We start from the raw sequence: 15,578 nt of genomic DNA, 5'->3' as shown, positions 1-15,578 counted from the left end.
AAGACCATCGCAATGGAAGACGGTCTGCGCTTCGCTATCCGTGAAGGCGGTCGTACCGTCGGCGCCGGCGTCGTAGCAAAAATTATTGAATAAGTAGTTGATTTACTTGATCAGGCCGGTATAATGGCCGGCCTGATACAGCGTTACAGGTCAGTAGCTCAATTGGCAGAGCGACGGTCTCCAAAACCGTAGGTTGGGGGTTCGATTCCCTCCTGACCTGCCATTTCACTTCGGTGTGATGGCTTTCTTCTTACAGGATCCTCCTCGATGACTCCCAAAACTGAAGCCCAAGAATCGCGTTTTGATCTATTCAAGTGGCTGGCTGTAGTTGCTTTGGTGGTTGTAGCTGTTGTGGGTAATCAATATTACTCCGCGTCTCCGATCCTGTATCGCGTCCTTGCACTTCTCGTCCTGGCTGCTGTCGCGGGCTTTGTAGCTCTGCAGACTGCGAAGGGCAAGTCGTTCTTTGCGCTGGCGAAGGAAGCTCGTACCGAAATCCGTAAAGTCGTGTGGCCGACCCGCCAGGAAACCACCCAGACCACGCTGATTGTCGTGGCTGTCGTGCTGGTTATGGCACTGCTGCTGTGGGGTCTTGATTCCCTGCTCGGCTGGGCGGTCTCCCTGATCGTTGGCTAAAGGTGTCCCGTGGCTAAGCGTTGGTATGTTGTGCATGCTTACTCGGGTTACGAGAAGCATGTAATGCGCTCCCTGATCGAGCGCGTCAAGCTGGCTGGCATGGAAGACGGTTTCGGCGAGATCTTGGTTCCGACCGAAGAAGTCGTTGAAATGCGCAACGGCCAGAAGCGCAAGAGTGAGCGTAAATTCTTCCCTGGCTATGTACTGGTCCAGATGGAGATGAACGAAGGGACTTGGCACTTGGTCAAGGATACCCCTCGCGTGATGGGCTTTATTGGCGGTACCGCAGATAAGCCTGCACCGATCACCGACAAAGAAGCTGAAGCTATCCTGCGTCGCGTTGCCGACGGCAGCGACAAGCCGAAGCCCAAGACGCTGTTCGAGCCGGGTGAAGTGGTTCGTGTCATTGACGGTCCGTTCGCTGACTTCAATGGTAGTGTCGAAGAAGTTAACTACGAAAAGAGTCGCCTCCAGGTGGCGGTGCTCATTTTCGGTCGCTCTACTCCGGTGGAGCTCGAGTTCAGCCAGGTCGAAAAGGTCTAGGCGGACGAAGCATCCCAAACCCCGCAGCCCTGTGTGTTGCGGGGTTTTGTCGTCACTGGGATAAAACGCAAGTCATCCGGGGAGCCATCAGGCGTTCGTACCCGATTTTGGAGTAGCTCATGGCTAAGAAGATTCAGGCTTACATCAAGCTGCAAGTTAAGGCCGGCCAGGCCAACCCAAGCCCACCCGTTGGTCCAGCACTGGGCCAACACGGTGTGAACATCATGGAATTCTGCAAGGCCTTCAACGCCCGTACTCAGGGTCAAGAAGCCGGCCTGCCGACTCCTGTGATCATCACTGTCTACAGCGACCGTAGCTTCACCTTCGAGACCAAGAGCACCCCTGCCTCGGTTCTGCTGAAGAAAGCTGCTGGCCTGACCAGTGGTTCGGCTCGTCCGAACACCGTTAAAGTCGGTACCGTTACCCGCGCTCAGCTGGAAGACATCGCCAAGGCAAAACAGGCTGATCTGACCGCTGCTGACCTGGACGCTGCTGTACGCACCATCGCTGGCTCTGCCCGCAGCATGGGCCTGAACGTGGAGGGTGTGTAATGGCTAAGCTGACCAAACGCCAAAAGGCAATCGCCGAGAAAATCGAAGCAGGCAAGTCCTACAACTTCGAAGAAGCGGCAACTCTGCTGGCCTCGCTGCCTGCTGCCAAGTTCGTCGAGTCCTACGACATCGCCGTTAACCTCGGTGTTGACCCGCGTAAATCCGACCAGGTCGTTCGTAGCGCTACTGTGCTGCCACACGGCACTGGCAAGACCGTTCGCGTTGCCGTCTTCACCCAGGGTCCAGCTGCTGAAGCCGCTCTGGCTGCCGGCGCTGACCGCGTAGGTATGGACGATCTGGCTGCCGAAATGAAAGCCGGCGACCTGAACTATGACGTAGTCATCGCATCGCCTGATGCCATGCGCGTTGTAGGTCAGCTGGGTCAGGTTCTGGGTCCTCGCGGCCTGATGCCTAACCCAAAAGTTGGTACCGTTAGCCCAGACGTAGCCACTGCCGTGAAAAACGCCAAGGCTGGTCAGGTTCGCTACCGTACCGACAAAAACGGTATCATCCACACCTCCGTTGGCAAGGTCGGCTTTGAAGCTGGCAAGCTGAAGGAAAACGTTGAAGCCCTGATCGCTGATCTGAAGCGTATCAAGCCTGCTTCCTCGAAAGGTATCTACGTCAAGCGCGTTACCCTGAGCACCACCATGGGCCCAGGTCTGGTCATCGATCAGAGCTCGCTGAACGTGTAAGAACATGGCGGTGCGACTCGTCGCGCCGCCAGCAAAAATTGGGGTCCCTGCCTGGCGGGGGCTATCCAAGACCGTAGGTGGCGCAAGCCTTAAAACACCAGCCCACGCAGATGGTGCTCCCGATTCGTTACCGAATCAGACACCAAAACGACATCCGGCTTCGGCCAGATGAAACGGTAAAAACCAGGAGTAAACCCGTGGCAATTAAACTCGAAGACAAGAAGGCCATCGTCGCTGAAGTCAACGAGGCTGCCAAAGTCGCTCTGTCCGCTGTTGTGGCTGATGCCCGTGGTGTGACTGTAGGCGCAATGACCGGACTCCGTAAAGAGGCCCGCGAGGCTGGCGTTTACGTACGTGTCGTACGTAACACCCTGCTCAAGCGCGCTGTTGAAGGCACCGAATTTTCGATCCTCAGCGACGCGTTCAAAGGCCCGACCCTGATTGCTTTCTCCAACGAACACCCGGGCGCTGCTGCTCGTCTGTTCAAAGAGTTCGCCAAGGGTCAGGACAAGTTCGAGATCAAGGCAGCTGCGTTTGACGGCAATTTCATTGCAGCGAACCAGATCGACGTGTTGGCTACCCTGCCGACCCGCGACGAAGCTATTGCACGACTGATGAGCGTTATTCAAGGCGCCACCAGCAAGCTGGCTCGTACTCTGGCAGCCATTCGCGACCAGAAAGAAGCTACCGCTGCCTAAGGCACGCGAACTCTTTCAAAATCATTTGTTTAATTTGATGGCTGCGTAGGCCTTCACCCCAATACAGGATTTAAGTCATGTCCCTGACTAACGAGCAAATCATCGAAGCAATCGGCCAGAAAACCGTTCTGGAAGTTGTTGAGCTGATCAAAGCAATGGAAGAAACCTTCGGCGTGACCGCTGCTGTTGCCGCTGCTGGCCCAGCTGCTGCTGCCGCTGTTGTTGAAGAGCAGACCGAGTTCAACGTTGTTCTGGTTGAAGCCGGCGAGAAGAAAGTGAACGTGATTAAAGCCGTTCGCGAGCTGACCGGTCTGGGCCTGAAAGAAGCCAAAGAGAAAGTCGATGGCGCTCCTCAGGTTGTAGCTGAAGGCGTTTCGAAAGAAGCCGCTGAAGACGCTAAGAAGAAGCTGGAAGAAGCAGGCGCTAAAGTCGAGCTGAAGTAATTTCGACTTTGCGATGCCAGCCTGAGCGTTGAGCACAAGGCTGATGGCTGGTGGCTTATGCCACCGGCCTTTTTCCGTTATTGGCGGTCGGTCAAGCCGGCCCCGATAACAAGCTGCAAGACACCCACGTGGGTGGCGCAAACCAAGGGGTTTGCACGATTTTCTGGCTGCTCCCGCCGGGAGAAGCCAAACAAGCAGGTGACCAAGCTGGGGAACGCTGATGGCTTACTCATACACTGAGAAAAAACGTATCCGCAAGGACTTTAGCAAGTTGCCGGACGTCATGGATGTGCCTTACCTCCTGGCCATCCAGCTGGATTCGTATCGCGAATTCCTGCAAGCGGGAGCATCCAAGGATCAGTTCCGCGACGTCGGCCTGCACGCGGCCTTCAAATCGGTATTCCCGATCATCAGCTACTCCGGCAATGCTGCCCTGGAGTACGTAGGCTATCGCCTGGGCGAGCCTGCCTTCGATGTTAAGGAATGTGTCCTGCGTGGCGTGACCTTCGCGGTCCCACTGCGGGTCAAGGTGCGCCTGATCATCTTCGACAAGGAATCGTCGAACAAAGCGATCAAGGACATCAAAGAGCAAGAAGTCTACATGGGTGAAATCCCCCTGATGACTGAGAACGGTACCTTCGTTATCAACGGTACCGAGCGTGTGATCGTTTCCCAGCTGCACCGTTCGCCTGGTGTGTTCTTCGACCACGACCGTGGCAAGACTCACAGCTCCGGCAAGCTGCTGTACTCCGCTCGCATCATCCCTTACCGCGGTTCGTGGCTGGACTTCGAGTTCGACCCGAAAGACTGCGTGTTCGTGCGTATCGACCGTCGCCGCAAACTGCCGGCGTCGGTGCTGCTGCGCGCCCTGGGTTACAGCACTGAAGAAGTGCTCAACACCTTCTACACCACCAACGTGTTCCACATTTCCGGCGAGAAACTCAGCCTGGAACTGGTACCGCAGCGTCTGCGTGGTGAAGTTGCAGTCATGGACATCCATGACGAAACCGGCAAAGTCATCGTTGAGCAGGGCCGCCGTATTACTGCGCGCCACATCAATCAGCTCGAGAAGGCCGGCGTCAAGCAGCTGGACGTTCCAATGGAATACGTCCTGGGTCGCACCACTGCCAAGGCCATCGTGCACCCGGCTACTGGCGAGATCCTGGCCGAGTGCAATACCGAGCTCACCACTGATCTGCTGATCAAAGTCGCCAAGGCACAGGTCGTCCGTATCGAGACCCTGTACACCAACGACATCGATTGCGGTCCGTTCATCTCCGACACCCTGAAGATCGACACCACCAGCAACCAGCTGGAAGCTCTGGTCGAGATCTATCGCATGATGCGTCCAGGCGAGCCGCCGACCAAGGATGCTGCCGAGACCCTGTTCAACAACCTGTTCTTCAGCGCCGAGCGTTACGACCTGTCCGCAGTTGGCCGCATGAAGTTCAACCGTCGTATCGGTCGTACCGAGATCGAAGGTTCGGGCGTGCTGAGCAAGGAAGACATCGTCGAGGTCCTCAAGACCCTGGTCGATATCCGTAACGGCAAAGGCATCGTCGACGACATCGACCACCTGGGTAACCGTCGCGTTCGTTGCGTCGGCGAGATGGCCGAAAACCAGTTCCGCGTTGGCCTGGTGCGTGTAGAGCGCGCGGTCAAGGAACGTCTGTCGATGGCGGAAAGCGAAGGCTTGATGCCGCAAGACCTGATCAACGCCAAGCCGGTTGCGGCGGCGGTGAAAGAGTTCTTCGGTTCCAGCCAGCTGTCCCAGTTCATGGACCAGAACAACCCGCTCTCCGAGATCACCCACAAGCGCCGCGTCTCTGCACTCGGCCCGGGCGGTCTGACCCGTGAGCGTGCTGGCTTCGAAGTCCGTGACGTACACCCGACCCACTACGGCCGTGTGTGCCCGATCGAGACCCCTGAAGGTCCGAACATCGGTCTGATCAACTCCCTGGCAGCCTATGCCCGCACCAACCAGTACGGCTTCCTGGAAAGCCCGTACCGCGTGGTGAAGGAAGGCGTTGTCAGCGACGACATCGTGTTCCTTTCGGCAATCGAAGAAGCGGACCACGTCATCGCCCAGGCTTCGGCCGCGATGAACGACAAGAAGCAACTGATCGATGAGCTGGTAGCTGTTCGTCACCTGAACGAATTCACCGTCAAGGCGCCGGAAGACGTCACCCTGATGGACGTTTCGCCGAAGCAGGTTGTTTCTGTTGCTGCGTCGCTGATTCCGTTCCTCGAGCACGACGACGCCAACCGTGCGTTGATGGGTTCGAACATGCAGCGTCAGGCTGTACCGACCCTGCGTGCCGACAAGCCGCTGGTAGGTACCGGCATGGAGCGCAACGTTGCCCGTGACTCCGGTGTCTGCGTGGTTGCTCGCCGTGGTGGCGTGATCGACTCGGTCGACGCCAGCCGTATCGTTGTTCGCGTTAACGACGACGAAGTGGAAACCGGCGAAGCAGGTGTAGATATCTACAACCTGACCAAGTACACCCGTTCGAACCAGAACACCTGCATCAACCAGCGTCCGCTGGTGAGCAAGGGTGACAAGGTTCAGCGTAGCGACATCATGGCCGACGGCCCGTCCACCGACATGGGTGAACTGGCGCTGGGTCAGAACATGCGCATCGCGTTCATGGCATGGAACGGCTTCAACTTCGAAGACTCCATCTGCCTGTCCGAGCGTGTGGTTCAGGAAGATCGCTTCACCACCATCCACATTCAGGAACTGACCTGTGTGGCGCGTGACACCAAGCTTGGCCCAGAGGAAATCACTGCGGACATCCCGAACGTGGGTGAAGCTGCACTGAACAAACTGGACGAAGCCGGTATCGTTTACGTGGGTGCTGAAGTCGGCGCTGGCGACATCCTGGTTGGCAAGGTCACGCCAAAAGGCGAAACCCAGCTGACCCCGGAAGAAAAACTGCTGCGTGCAATCTTCGGTGAGAAGGCCAGTGACGTTAAAGACACCTCCCTGCGCGTGCCAACCGGCACCAAGGGTACCGTCATTGACGTCCAGGTCTTCACCCGTGATGGCGTCGAGCGCGACAGCCGCGCCCTGGCCATCGAGAAGATGCAGCTGGACGAGATCCGCAAGGACCTCAACGAAGAGTTCCGCATCGTCGAAGGCGCAACCTTCGAGCGTCTGCGTTCTGCTCTGAACGGCCAAGTGGTCGACGGTGGTGCGGGCCTGAAGAAAGGCACCGTGGTCACCGACGAAGTGCTGGACGGTCTGGAGCACGGCCAGTGGTTCAAACTGCGCATGGCTGAAGATGCACTGAATGAGCAGCTGGAAAAGGCTCAGCAGTACATCGTCGACCGTCGCCGTCTGCTGGATGACAAGTTCGAAGACAAGAAGCGCAAGCTGCAGCAGGGCGATGACCTGGCACCTGGCGTACTGAAGATCGTCAAGGTCTACCTGGCAATCCGCCGTCGCATCCAGCCGGGTGACAAGATGGCTGGTCGTCACGGTAACAAGGGTGTTGTCTCGGTAATCATGCCGGTTGAAGACATGCCGCATGATGCCAACGGTACTCCGGTCGACGTCGTACTGAACCCGCTGGGCGTGCCTTCGCGTATGAACGTTGGTCAGATCCTGGAAACCCACCTGGGCCTCGCGGCCAAGGGCCTGGGCGAGAAGATCGACCGCATGATCGAAGAGCAACGCAAAGCCGCTGAGCTGCGCGTATTCCTGACCGAGGTCTACAACGAGATCGGTGGTCGTCAGGAAAACCTCGCCGAGTTCACCGACGAAGAGATCCTGGCCCTGGCCCACAACCTGAAGAAAGGCGTGCCAATGGCTACCCCGGTCTTCGATGGTGCCAAGGAAAGCGAGATCAAGGCCATGCTGAAGCTGGCCGATCTGCCAGAGAGCGGCCAGATGGTGCTGTTCGATGGCCGTACCGGCAACAAGTTCGAGCGTCCAGTGACCGTTGGTTACATGTACATGCTCAAGCTGAACCACTTGGTGGACGACAAGATGCACGCGCGTTCCACTGGTTCCTACAGCCTGGTTACCCAGCAGCCGCTGGGTGGTAAGGCGCAGTTCGGTGGTCAGCGTTTCGGGGAGATGGAAGTGTGGGCGCTGGAAGCATACGGCGCGGCATACACCCTGCAAGAAATGCTCACAGTGAAGTCGGACGACGTGAACGGCCGTACCAAGATGTACAAGAACATCGTGGATGGCGATCACCGTATGGAGCCGGGCATGCCCGAGTCCTTCAACGTGTTGATCAAAGAGATCCGTTCGCTCGGTATCGATATCGATCTGGAAACCGAATAACACGTGACGCGAAGGGGAGTGGGGCAGGTATTGCCCGCTCCCTGCTCCGCCAGGAGGAAAGGCCTTGAAAGACCTACTGAATTTGCTGAAAAACCAGGGTCAAGTCGAAGAGTTCGACGCCATCCGTATCGGGCTGGCGTCACCTGAGATGATCCGTTCGTGGTCGTTCGGTGAAGTTAAGAAGCCGGAAACCATCAACTACCGTACGTTCAAACCTGAGCGTGACGGCCTGTTCTGCGCCAAGATCTTTGGCCCAGTCAAGGACTACGAGTGCCTGTGCGGCAAGTACAAGCGCCTCAAGCACCGCGGCGTAATCTGCGAGAAGTGCGGCGTTGAAGTTGCCCTGGCCAAGGTTCGTCGTGAGCGCATGGCGCACATCGAACTGGCCTCGCCGGTTGCCCACATCTGGTTCCTGAAGTCGCTGCCGTCCCGTATCGGCCTGCTGATGGACATGACCCTGCGTGATATCGAGCGGGTTCTCTACTTCGAGAGCTACGTCGTTATCGACCCGGGCATGACCACCCTTGAAAAGGGTCAGCTGCTGAACGACGAGCAGTACTTCGAAGCGCTGGAAGAGTTCGGTGACGACTTCGACGCCCGCATGGGTGCCGAGGCTGTCCGCGAGCTGCTGCACGCTATCGACCTGGAGCACGAGATCGGTCGCCTGCGTGAAGAGATTCCGCAGACCAACTCGGAAACCAAAATCAAGAAGCTGTCCAAGCGCCTGAAGCTGATGGAAGCTTTCCAGGGCTCGGGCAACTTGCCTGAGTGGATGGTCCTGACCGTACTGCCAGTACTGCCGCCGGACCTGCGTCCGCTGGTACCGCTGGATGGCGGCCGCTTCGCGACCTCCGACCTGAACGACCTGTATCGTCGGGTGATCAACCGTAACAACCGTCTGAAGCGCCTGCTTGATCTGTCCGCGCCGGACATCATCGTGCGCAACGAAAAGCGCATGCTGCAGGAAGCGGTCGACGCCCTGCTGGACAACGGCCGTCGCGGTCGCGCCATCACTGGCTCGAACAAGCGTCCGCTGAAGTCCCTGGCCGACATGATCAAAGGTAAGCAAGGTCGCTTCCGTCAGAACTTGCTCGGTAAGCGTGTTGACTACTCCGGTCGTTCGGTAATTACCGTAGGCCCGACCCTGCGTCTGCACCAGTGCGGTCTGCCGAAGAAGATGGCCCTCGAGCTGTTCAAGCCGTTCATTTTCGGCAAGCTGGAAATGCGTGGTCTGGCGACCACCATCAAAGCTGCCAAGAAGATGGTCGAGCGCGAGCTGCCAGAGGTGTGGGACGTTCTCGCTGAAGTGATTCGCGAACACCCCGTACTGCTCAACCGTGCACCGACCCTTCACCGTCTGGGTATCCAGGCGTTCGAGCCTGTGCTCATCGAAGGTAAGGCCATCCAGCTTCACCCGCTGGTCTGTGCCGCGTACAACGCCGACTTCGACGGTGACCAGATGGCCGTTCACGTGCCGCTGACCCTGGAAGCTCAGCTCGAAGCGCGCGCGCTGATGATGTCGACCAACAACATTCTGTCGCCAGCCAACGGTGAGCCAATCATCGTTCCGTCGCAGGACGTTGTACTGGGTCTGTACTACATGACCCGTGAAGCCATCAACGCCAAGGGCGAGGGTCGCGTATTCGCCGACCTGCAGGAAGTCGACCGCGTATTCCGCGCCGGCGAAGCTGCCCTGCACGCGAAAATCAAGGTCCGTATCAACGAGACCGTGAATGACCGTGATGGCAGCTCGACCAAGAACACCCGTATCGTCGACACCACCGTCGGCCGTGCGCTGCTGTTCCAGGTTGTGCCAGCAGGCCTGCCGTACGATGTCGTCAACCAGCCAATGAAGAAAAAGGCGATCTCCAAGCTGATCAACCAGTGCTACCGCGTGGTTGGTCTGAAAGAGACCGTTATCTTCGCCGACCAGCTGATGTACACCGGTTTCGCTTACTCCACCATCTCTGGCGTGTCCATTGGTGTGAACGACTTTGTCATCCCGGATGAGAAAGCGCGCATCATCAACAGCGCTACCGATGAAGTGAAGGAAATCGAGAGCCAGTACGCCTCCGGCCTGGTAACCCAGGGCGAGAAGTACAACAAGGTCATCGACTTGTGGTCGAAGGCGAACGACGAAGTGTCCAAGGCGATGATGGCCAACCTCTCGAAAGAGAAAGTCATCGACCGCGAAGGCAAAGAAGTCGAGCAAGAGTCCTTCAACTCGATGTACATGATGGCTGACTCCGGTGCGCGGGGTTCCGCTGCCCAGATCCGTCAGCTGGCCGGTATGCGTGGCCTGATGGCCAAGCCGGACGGCTCGATCATCGAGACGCCGATCACCGCGAACTTCCGTGAAGGTCTGAGCGTACTTCAGTACTTCATCTCGACCCACGGTGCTCGTAAAGGTCTGGCGGATACCGCCTTGAAGACTGCGAACTCCGGTTACCTGACCCGTCGTCTGGTAGACGTTGCGCAAGACCTGGTTGTGACCGAGATCGACTGCGGTACCGACCAAGGCCTGCTGATGACTCCGCACATTGAAGGCGGTGACGTTGTAGAGCCGTTGGGTGAGCGTGTACTGGGCCGTGTCATCGCCCGTGACGTATTCAAGCCAGGCACCGAGGACGTCATCGTTCCGGCCGGTACCCTGGTAGACGAGCAGTGGGTCGAGTTCATCGAGCTGAACAGCATCGACGAAGTTATCGTGCGTTCGCCGATCAACTGTGAAACCCGCTTCGGTATCTGTGCCAAGTGCTACGGTCGTGACCTGGCGCGTGGTCACCAGGTGAACATCGGTGAAGCTGTCGGCGTTATCGCTGCACAGTCGATCGGTGAGCCGGGTACCCAGCTGACCATGCGTACGTTCCACATCGGTGGTGCTGCAAGCCGTACTTCGGCTGCCGACAGCGTCCAGGTGAAGAACGGCGGTATGGTACGTCTGCACAACCTGAAGCATGTCGTGCGCGCTGATGGCAACCTGGTTGCTGTTTCGCGTTCCGGTGAGTTGGCCATTGCCGACGAATTCGGTCGTGAGCGTGAGCGTTACAAGCTGCCTTACGGTGCGGTGATTTCGGTCAAGGAAGGTGAGAAGGTCGAAGCTGGCGCCATCGTCGCCAAGTGGGACCCGCACACCCACCCGATCGTTACCGAGCTGAAAGGTACCGTGACCTTCGTGGGCATGGAAGAAAACATCACCATCAAGCGCCAGACCGACGAACTGACCGGCCTGACCAACATTGAAGTACTGGACGTCAAGGATCGCCCTGCCGCAGGCAAGGAAATCCGTCCGGCAATCAAGATGGTCGACGCCAATGGCAAGGACCTGTACCTGCCAGGTACCGACGTACCGGCGCAGTACTTCCTGCCAGCCAACGCCTTGGTGGGTGTTGCTGACGGTGCGCAGATCGGTGTTGGTGACGTTATCGCGCGTATCCCGCAAGAAACGTCGAAGACCCGTGACATCACCGGTGGTCTGCCACGCGTAGCTGACTTGTTCGAAGCGCGTCGTCCGAAAGAAGCCTCGATTCTGGCTGAAGTCAGCGGTACCATCGCGTTCGGTAAAGAGACCAAGGGCAAGCGTCGTCTGGTCATCACTCCGACCGACGGTAGCGATCCGTACGAAGAGCTGATTCCGAAGTGGCGCCACCTGAACGTCTTCGAAGGCGAACAGGTAAACCGCGGCGAAGTTATCTCCGACGGCCCGAGCGATCCGCACGACATCCTGCGCCTGCTGGGTGTGAGCGCGCTGGCGAAGTACATCGTCAACGAGATCCAGGACGTTTACCGTCTGCAAGGCGTTAAGATCAACGACAAGCACATCGAGACCATCCTGCGTCAGATGCTGCGCAAGGTCGAGATCTCGGAGTCGGGCGATTCCAGCTTCATCAAGGGCGACCAGATGGAACTGACTCACGTACTGGTCGAGAACGAGCGTCTAGCTGGCGAAGACAAGTTCATCTCGAAGTTCACTCGCGTGCTGCTGGGTATCACCAAGGCCTCGCTGTCGACCGAATCGTTCATTTCCGCGGCTTCCTTCCAGGAAACTACCCGCGTACTGACCGAAGCGGCGGTAACCGGCAAGCGCGACTACCTGCGCGGCCTGAAAGAGAACGTCGTCGTGGGTCGTCTGATCCCGGCGGGTACTGGTCTGGCCTACCACAGCGAGCGCAAGCGTCGCCGTGAAGCCGACAAACCGCTGCGTGTAAGCGCCAGTGAGGTGGAAGCCGCACTGACCGAAGCGCTGAATTCCAGCGGTAACTAAGTACAGGGCAGGGCCCCGGCAAGCCTCGATCGGCCATCGGTGACATGAATTGTTGCCGATGATCGGGCGAGGAGGGCCGGGGCCTTGTCTTGACTGGGTGCAAGATCCTCCGTAGACTTTTGTACCCTTAAATTTGGTGAGGCTCCGTCTCGCCAATTTTTGGCTTTCTTGCAAGACAATAGAGTCGCAAGACAATCAGTGGAGCTAGTAGATGGCAACTATCAACCAGCTGGTACGTCAGCCGCGTAAGCGTTCGGTCGAGAAATCCGACGTTCCTGCGCTGCAGAACTGCCCGCAACGTCGTGGCGTGTGCACCCGTGTGTACACCACCACGCCGAAAAAACCTAACTCGGCACTGCGTAAAGTATGCCGTGTGCGTCTGACCAACGGTTTCGAGGTTTCCTCGTACATCGGCGGTGAAGGCCACAACCTGCAAGAGCACAGCGTCGTCCTGATCCGTGGCGGCCGTGTTAAAGACTTGCCAGGTGTTCGTTACCACACCGTTCGCGGCTCTCTGGATACTTCGGGCGTTAAAGGCCGTAACCAGGGTCGTTCGAAGTACGGTACCAAGCGTCCGAAGTAATCGGCCGTTTGCACACATCCATTTTTTTGAGTCGATAAGAGTAAGGTCGGGCAGGGGTCGTAGACCCACGTCCCGGGCTAACCTGAAGACCGTTTGAGGGCTTATCATGCCAAGACGTCGTGTAGCAGCAAAACGTGAGATTCTGGACGATCCTAAATACGGATCCCAAATCCTCGCCAAGTTCATGAACCACGTGATGGAAAGCGGCAAGAAGGCCGTGGCCGAGCGCATCGTTTACGGTGCACTGGACAAGGTCAAAGAGCGCAAGAACAGCGACCCCCTGGAAATCTTCGAGAAAGCTCTCGACGCCATCGCTCCGCTGGTCGAAGTAAAGTCCCGTCGTGTCGGCGGTGCCACTTACCAGGTTCCGGTTGAAGTTCGTCCATCCCGTCGTAATGCTCTGGCAATGCGCTGGCTCGTAGACTACGCCCGCAAGCGTGGCGAGAAGTCGATGGCTCTGCGCCTGGCTGGCGAGCTGCTGGATGCCGCTGAAGGCAAAGGTGCTGCAGTCAAGAAGCGTGAAGACGTTCACCGTATGGCTGAAGCCAACAAAGCGTTCTCGCACTACCGCTTCTAATTCAGGCATCTATCATTTTGCGAGGGCTTTATGGCTCGTACTACAGCAATTAACCGCTACCGTAACATTGGTATCTGTGCCCACGTTGACGCGGGCAAGACCACCACTACCGAGCGGATCCTGTTCTACACAGGCCTGAGCCACAAGATGGGCGAGGTGCATGATGGCGCCGCGACCACCGACTGGATGGTGCAGGAGCAGGAGCGGGGTATCACCATTACCTCCGCTGCCGTTACCACCTTCTGGAAAGGTTCTGTTGGTCAGTATGACAACTACCGTGTAAACGTTATCGATACCCCCGGCCACGTTGACTTCACCATTGAAGTAGAGCGTTCGCTGCGCGTACTCGACGGCGCGGTCGTTGTGTTCTGCGGTACCTCCGGCGTTGAGCCTCAGTCCGAAACCGTATGGCGTCAGGCCAACAAGTACGGCGTTCCACGTGTTGTCTACGTGAACAAGATGGACCGTGCCGGTGCTAACTTCCTGCGCGTCGTAGGTCAGATCAAGAACCGTCTGGGTCACACCCCGGTTCCTGTTCAGCTGGCCATCGGTTCGGAAGATAACTTCCAGGGTCAGGTCGACCTGATCAAGATGAAGGCTATCTACTGGAACGAAGACGACAAAGGCACCACTTATCGCGAGGAAGAAATTCCTGCCGATATGCTGGAGCTGGCTCAAGAGTGGCGCTCCAACATGGTTGAAGCGGCTGCCGAGGCCAGCGAAGAGCTGATGAACAAGTACCTGGAAGGCGAAGAGCTGACCGTCGAAGAGATCAAAGCCGGTCTGCGCGCGCGCACCCTGGCCAGCGAAATCGTACCGGCCGTCTGCGGTTCGTCGTTCAAGAACAAAGGCGTTCCCCTGGTTCTCGACGCCGTCATCGACTACCTGCCTGCTCCGACCGAGATCCCTGCAATCCAGGGTATCAACCCGGACGACAAGGAGCTGGACAAAGAAGATCCGGCTGTTCGTAAAGACGTGCGTCACGCCGACGACAACGAGCCGTTCTCGGCTCTGGCGTTCAAGATCGCGACTGACCCGTTCGTGGGTACTCTGACCTTCGTTCGCGTCTACTCGGGCGTTCTGACCTCCGGTGACTCCGTCATCAACTCGGTCAAGGGCAAGAAAGAGCGCGTTGGTCGTATGGTGCAGATGCACGCGAACCAGCGTGAAGAGATCAAGGAAGTGCGCGCTGGCGACATCGCTGCACTGATCGGCATGAAGGACGTGACCACGGGCGAAACCCTGTGCAACGCCGACAAGCCAATCATCCTTGAGCGTATGGACTTCCCTGAGCCGGTCATTTCGCTCTCCGTAGAGCCGAAAACCAAGGCTGACCAGGAGAAGATGGGTATTGCACTGGGCAAGCTGGCCCAGGAAGACCCGTCGTTCCGCGTCAAGACCGACGAAGAGACTGGCCAGACCATCATCTCGGGCATGGGTGAGCTGCACCTGGACATCCTCGTTGACCGCATGAAGCGCGAGTTCAACGTCGAAGCCAACATCGGCAAGCCGCAGGTTTCGTACCGCGAGAAGATCACCAAGTCCAACGTCGAGATCGAAGGCAAGTTCGTTCGTCAGTCGGGCGGTCGTGGTCAGTTCGGTCACTGCTGGATCCGTTTCTCGGAGCCGGACGTAGACGAGAAGGGCAACATCACCGAAGGTCTGGTGTTCACCAACGAAGTCGTTGGTGGTGTGATTCCTAAGGAATTCATCGCCCCGATCCAGAAGGGTATCGAAGAGCAGATGAAAAACGGCGTTGTTGCCGGTTATCCGCTGCTCGGCCTGAAGGCCACTGTATTCGATGGTTCGTACCACGACGTCGACTCCAACGAAATGGCGTTCAAAATCGCCGCTTCGATGGCGACCAAGCAACTGGCCCAGAAGGGTGGTGGCGTGGTTCTTGAGCCGATCATGAAGGTCGAAGTTGTAACCCCGGAAGATTACCTGGGTGACGTGATGGGTGACCTGAGCCGTCGTCGTGGGATGATCCAGGGTAATGAAGACTCGGTGTCCGGCAAGGTAATCACTGCTGAGGTACCGCTCGGAGAGATGTTCGGTTACGCGACCGACGTTCGTTCCATGTCTCAGGGTCGCGCAAGCTACTCCATGGAATTCTCCAAATACGCCGAAGCTCCGTCGAACATCGTCGAAGCACTCGTTAAAAAACAAGGCTAATCCCCTTTAGGCAAGAGGTTCACTGTCGTGGCTAAAGAAAAATTTGATCGTTCCCTTCCCCACGTTAACGTCGGCACTATCGGCCACGTTGACCACGGTAAGACCACTCTGACCGCAGC

The 15,578-nt window shown here is 57.6% G+C and carries 12 protein-coding genes, 1 tRNA gene and 1 pseudogene; all 14 read left to right on the top strand.

Annotated elements, in window-relative coordinates:
- A pseudogene (locus SB756_RS27735) lies at positions 1 to 93 on the top strand (elongation factor Tu); the annotation flags it as partial.
- Positions 94 to 147: 54 nt separating this feature from the next.
- A tRNA-Trp gene (locus tag SB756_RS27730) sits at positions 148 to 223 on the top strand.
- A 44-nt stretch (positions 224 to 267) separates the two neighbouring features.
- Positions 268 to 636: a preprotein translocase subunit SecE gene (gene secE, locus SB756_RS27725; RefSeq protein ID WP_016484648.1), complete on the top strand. Its 369-nt coding sequence runs from the start codon at positions 268 to 270 to the stop codon at positions 634 to 636.
- A gap of 9 nt (positions 637 to 645) precedes the next feature.
- Positions 646 to 1,179 (top strand): transcription termination/antitermination protein NusG, encoded by a 534-nt coding sequence (gene nusG, locus SB756_RS27720; RefSeq protein WP_003255501.1) that lies wholly within the window; start codon positions 646 to 648, stop codon positions 1,177 to 1,179.
- A 119-nt stretch (positions 1,180 to 1,298) separates the two neighbouring features.
- The gene (gene rplK, locus SB756_RS27715; protein WP_003255500.1) at positions 1,299 to 1,730 is read left to right on the top strand and encodes a 50S ribosomal protein L11; all 432 of its coding nucleotides are present in this window, start codon (positions 1,299 to 1,301) and stop codon (positions 1,728 to 1,730) included.
- On the top strand, positions 1,730 to 2,425 hold the full coding sequence (gene rplA, locus SB756_RS27710; RefSeq protein WP_012270232.1) for a 50S ribosomal protein L1: 696 nt from the start codon (positions 1,730 to 1,732) through the stop codon (positions 2,423 to 2,425). Before rplK ends, rplA begins: the two co-directional genes overlap by 1 nt.
- 197 nt (positions 2,426 to 2,622) lie before the next feature.
- A complete protein-coding gene (rplJ, locus tag SB756_RS27705; protein ID WP_016497742.1) occupies positions 2,623 to 3,123 on the top strand; it encodes a 50S ribosomal protein L10 in 501 nt (166 codons plus the stop codon).
- Between the two features lie 77 nt (positions 3,124 to 3,200).
- The gene (gene rplL / locus SB756_RS27700) at positions 3,201 to 3,566 is read left to right on the top strand and encodes a 50S ribosomal protein L7/L12 (protein ID WP_007957596.1); all 366 of its coding nucleotides are present in this window, start codon (positions 3,201 to 3,203) and stop codon (positions 3,564 to 3,566) included.
- Positions 3,567 to 3,786: 220 nt separating this feature from the next.
- Complete coding sequence (gene rpoB, locus SB756_RS27695; protein ID WP_016484650.1) at positions 3,787 to 7,860, top strand: DNA-directed RNA polymerase subunit beta; 4,074 nt, start codon at positions 3,787 to 3,789, stop codon at positions 7,858 to 7,860.
- Positions 7,861 to 7,924: 64 nt separating this feature from the next.
- A complete protein-coding gene (gene rpoC / locus SB756_RS27690; RefSeq protein WP_016497743.1) occupies positions 7,925 to 12,124 on the top strand; it encodes a DNA-directed RNA polymerase subunit beta' in 4,200 nt (1,399 codons plus the stop codon).
- 211 nt (positions 12,125 to 12,335) lie between these two features.
- Positions 12,336 to 12,707: a 30S ribosomal protein S12 gene (gene rpsL / locus SB756_RS27685; RefSeq protein ID WP_003255492.1), complete on the top strand. Its 372-nt coding sequence runs from the start codon at positions 12,336 to 12,338 to the stop codon at positions 12,705 to 12,707.
- 106 nt (positions 12,708 to 12,813) lie between these two features.
- Entirely contained in the window at positions 12,814 to 13,284 is a 471-nt protein-coding gene (rpsG, locus tag SB756_RS27680; protein ID WP_008089143.1) for a 30S ribosomal protein S7, read from the top strand.
- Between the two features lie 30 nt (positions 13,285 to 13,314).
- A complete protein-coding gene (fusA, locus tag SB756_RS27675) occupies positions 13,315 to 15,459 on the top strand; it encodes an elongation factor G (RefSeq protein ID WP_306380436.1) in 2,145 nt (714 codons plus the stop codon).
- Between the two features lie 27 nt (positions 15,460 to 15,486).
- On the top strand, positions 15,487 to 15,578 hold a 92-nt coding region (locus SB756_RS27670; protein WP_133295916.1), incomplete at its 3' end, for a GTP-binding protein.

Source organism: Pseudomonas sp. SIMBA_068 (assembly GCF_046534705.1).
GTDB lineage: Bacteria > Pseudomonadota > Gammaproteobacteria > Pseudomonadales > Pseudomonadaceae > Aquipseudomonas > Aquipseudomonas putida.
Note: the sequence above shows the minus strand (reverse complement) of the source record. Positions and strands in the feature narration are given on the sequence as shown.

Bases quoted from the DNA above. Each gene is read 5' to 3' on its own strand.
- secE (WP_016484648.1), top strand. From the start codon at position 268: ATGACTCCCAAAACTGAAGCCCAAGAATCGCGTTTTGATCTATTCAAG.
- rplK (WP_003255500.1), top strand. From the start codon at position 1,299: ATGGCTAAGAAGATTCAGGCTTACATCAAGCTGCAAGTTAAGGCCGGC.
- rplA (WP_012270232.1), top strand. From the start codon at position 1,730: ATGGCTAAGCTGACCAAACGCCAAAAGGCAATCGCCGAGAAAATCGAA.
- rplL (WP_007957596.1), top strand. From the start codon at position 3,201: ATGTCCCTGACTAACGAGCAAATCATCGAAGCAATCGGCCAGAAAACC.
- rpoB (WP_016484650.1), top strand. From the start codon at position 3,787: ATGGCTTACTCATACACTGAGAAAAAACGTATCCGCAAGGACTTTAGC.
- rpsL (WP_003255492.1), top strand. From the start codon at position 12,336: ATGGCAACTATCAACCAGCTGGTACGTCAGCCGCGTAAGCGTTCGGTC.
- rpsG (WP_008089143.1), top strand. From the start codon at position 12,814: ATGCCAAGACGTCGTGTAGCAGCAAAACGTGAGATTCTGGACGATCCT.
- fusA (WP_306380436.1), top strand. From the start codon at position 13,315: ATGGCTCGTACTACAGCAATTAACCGCTACCGTAACATTGGTATCTGT.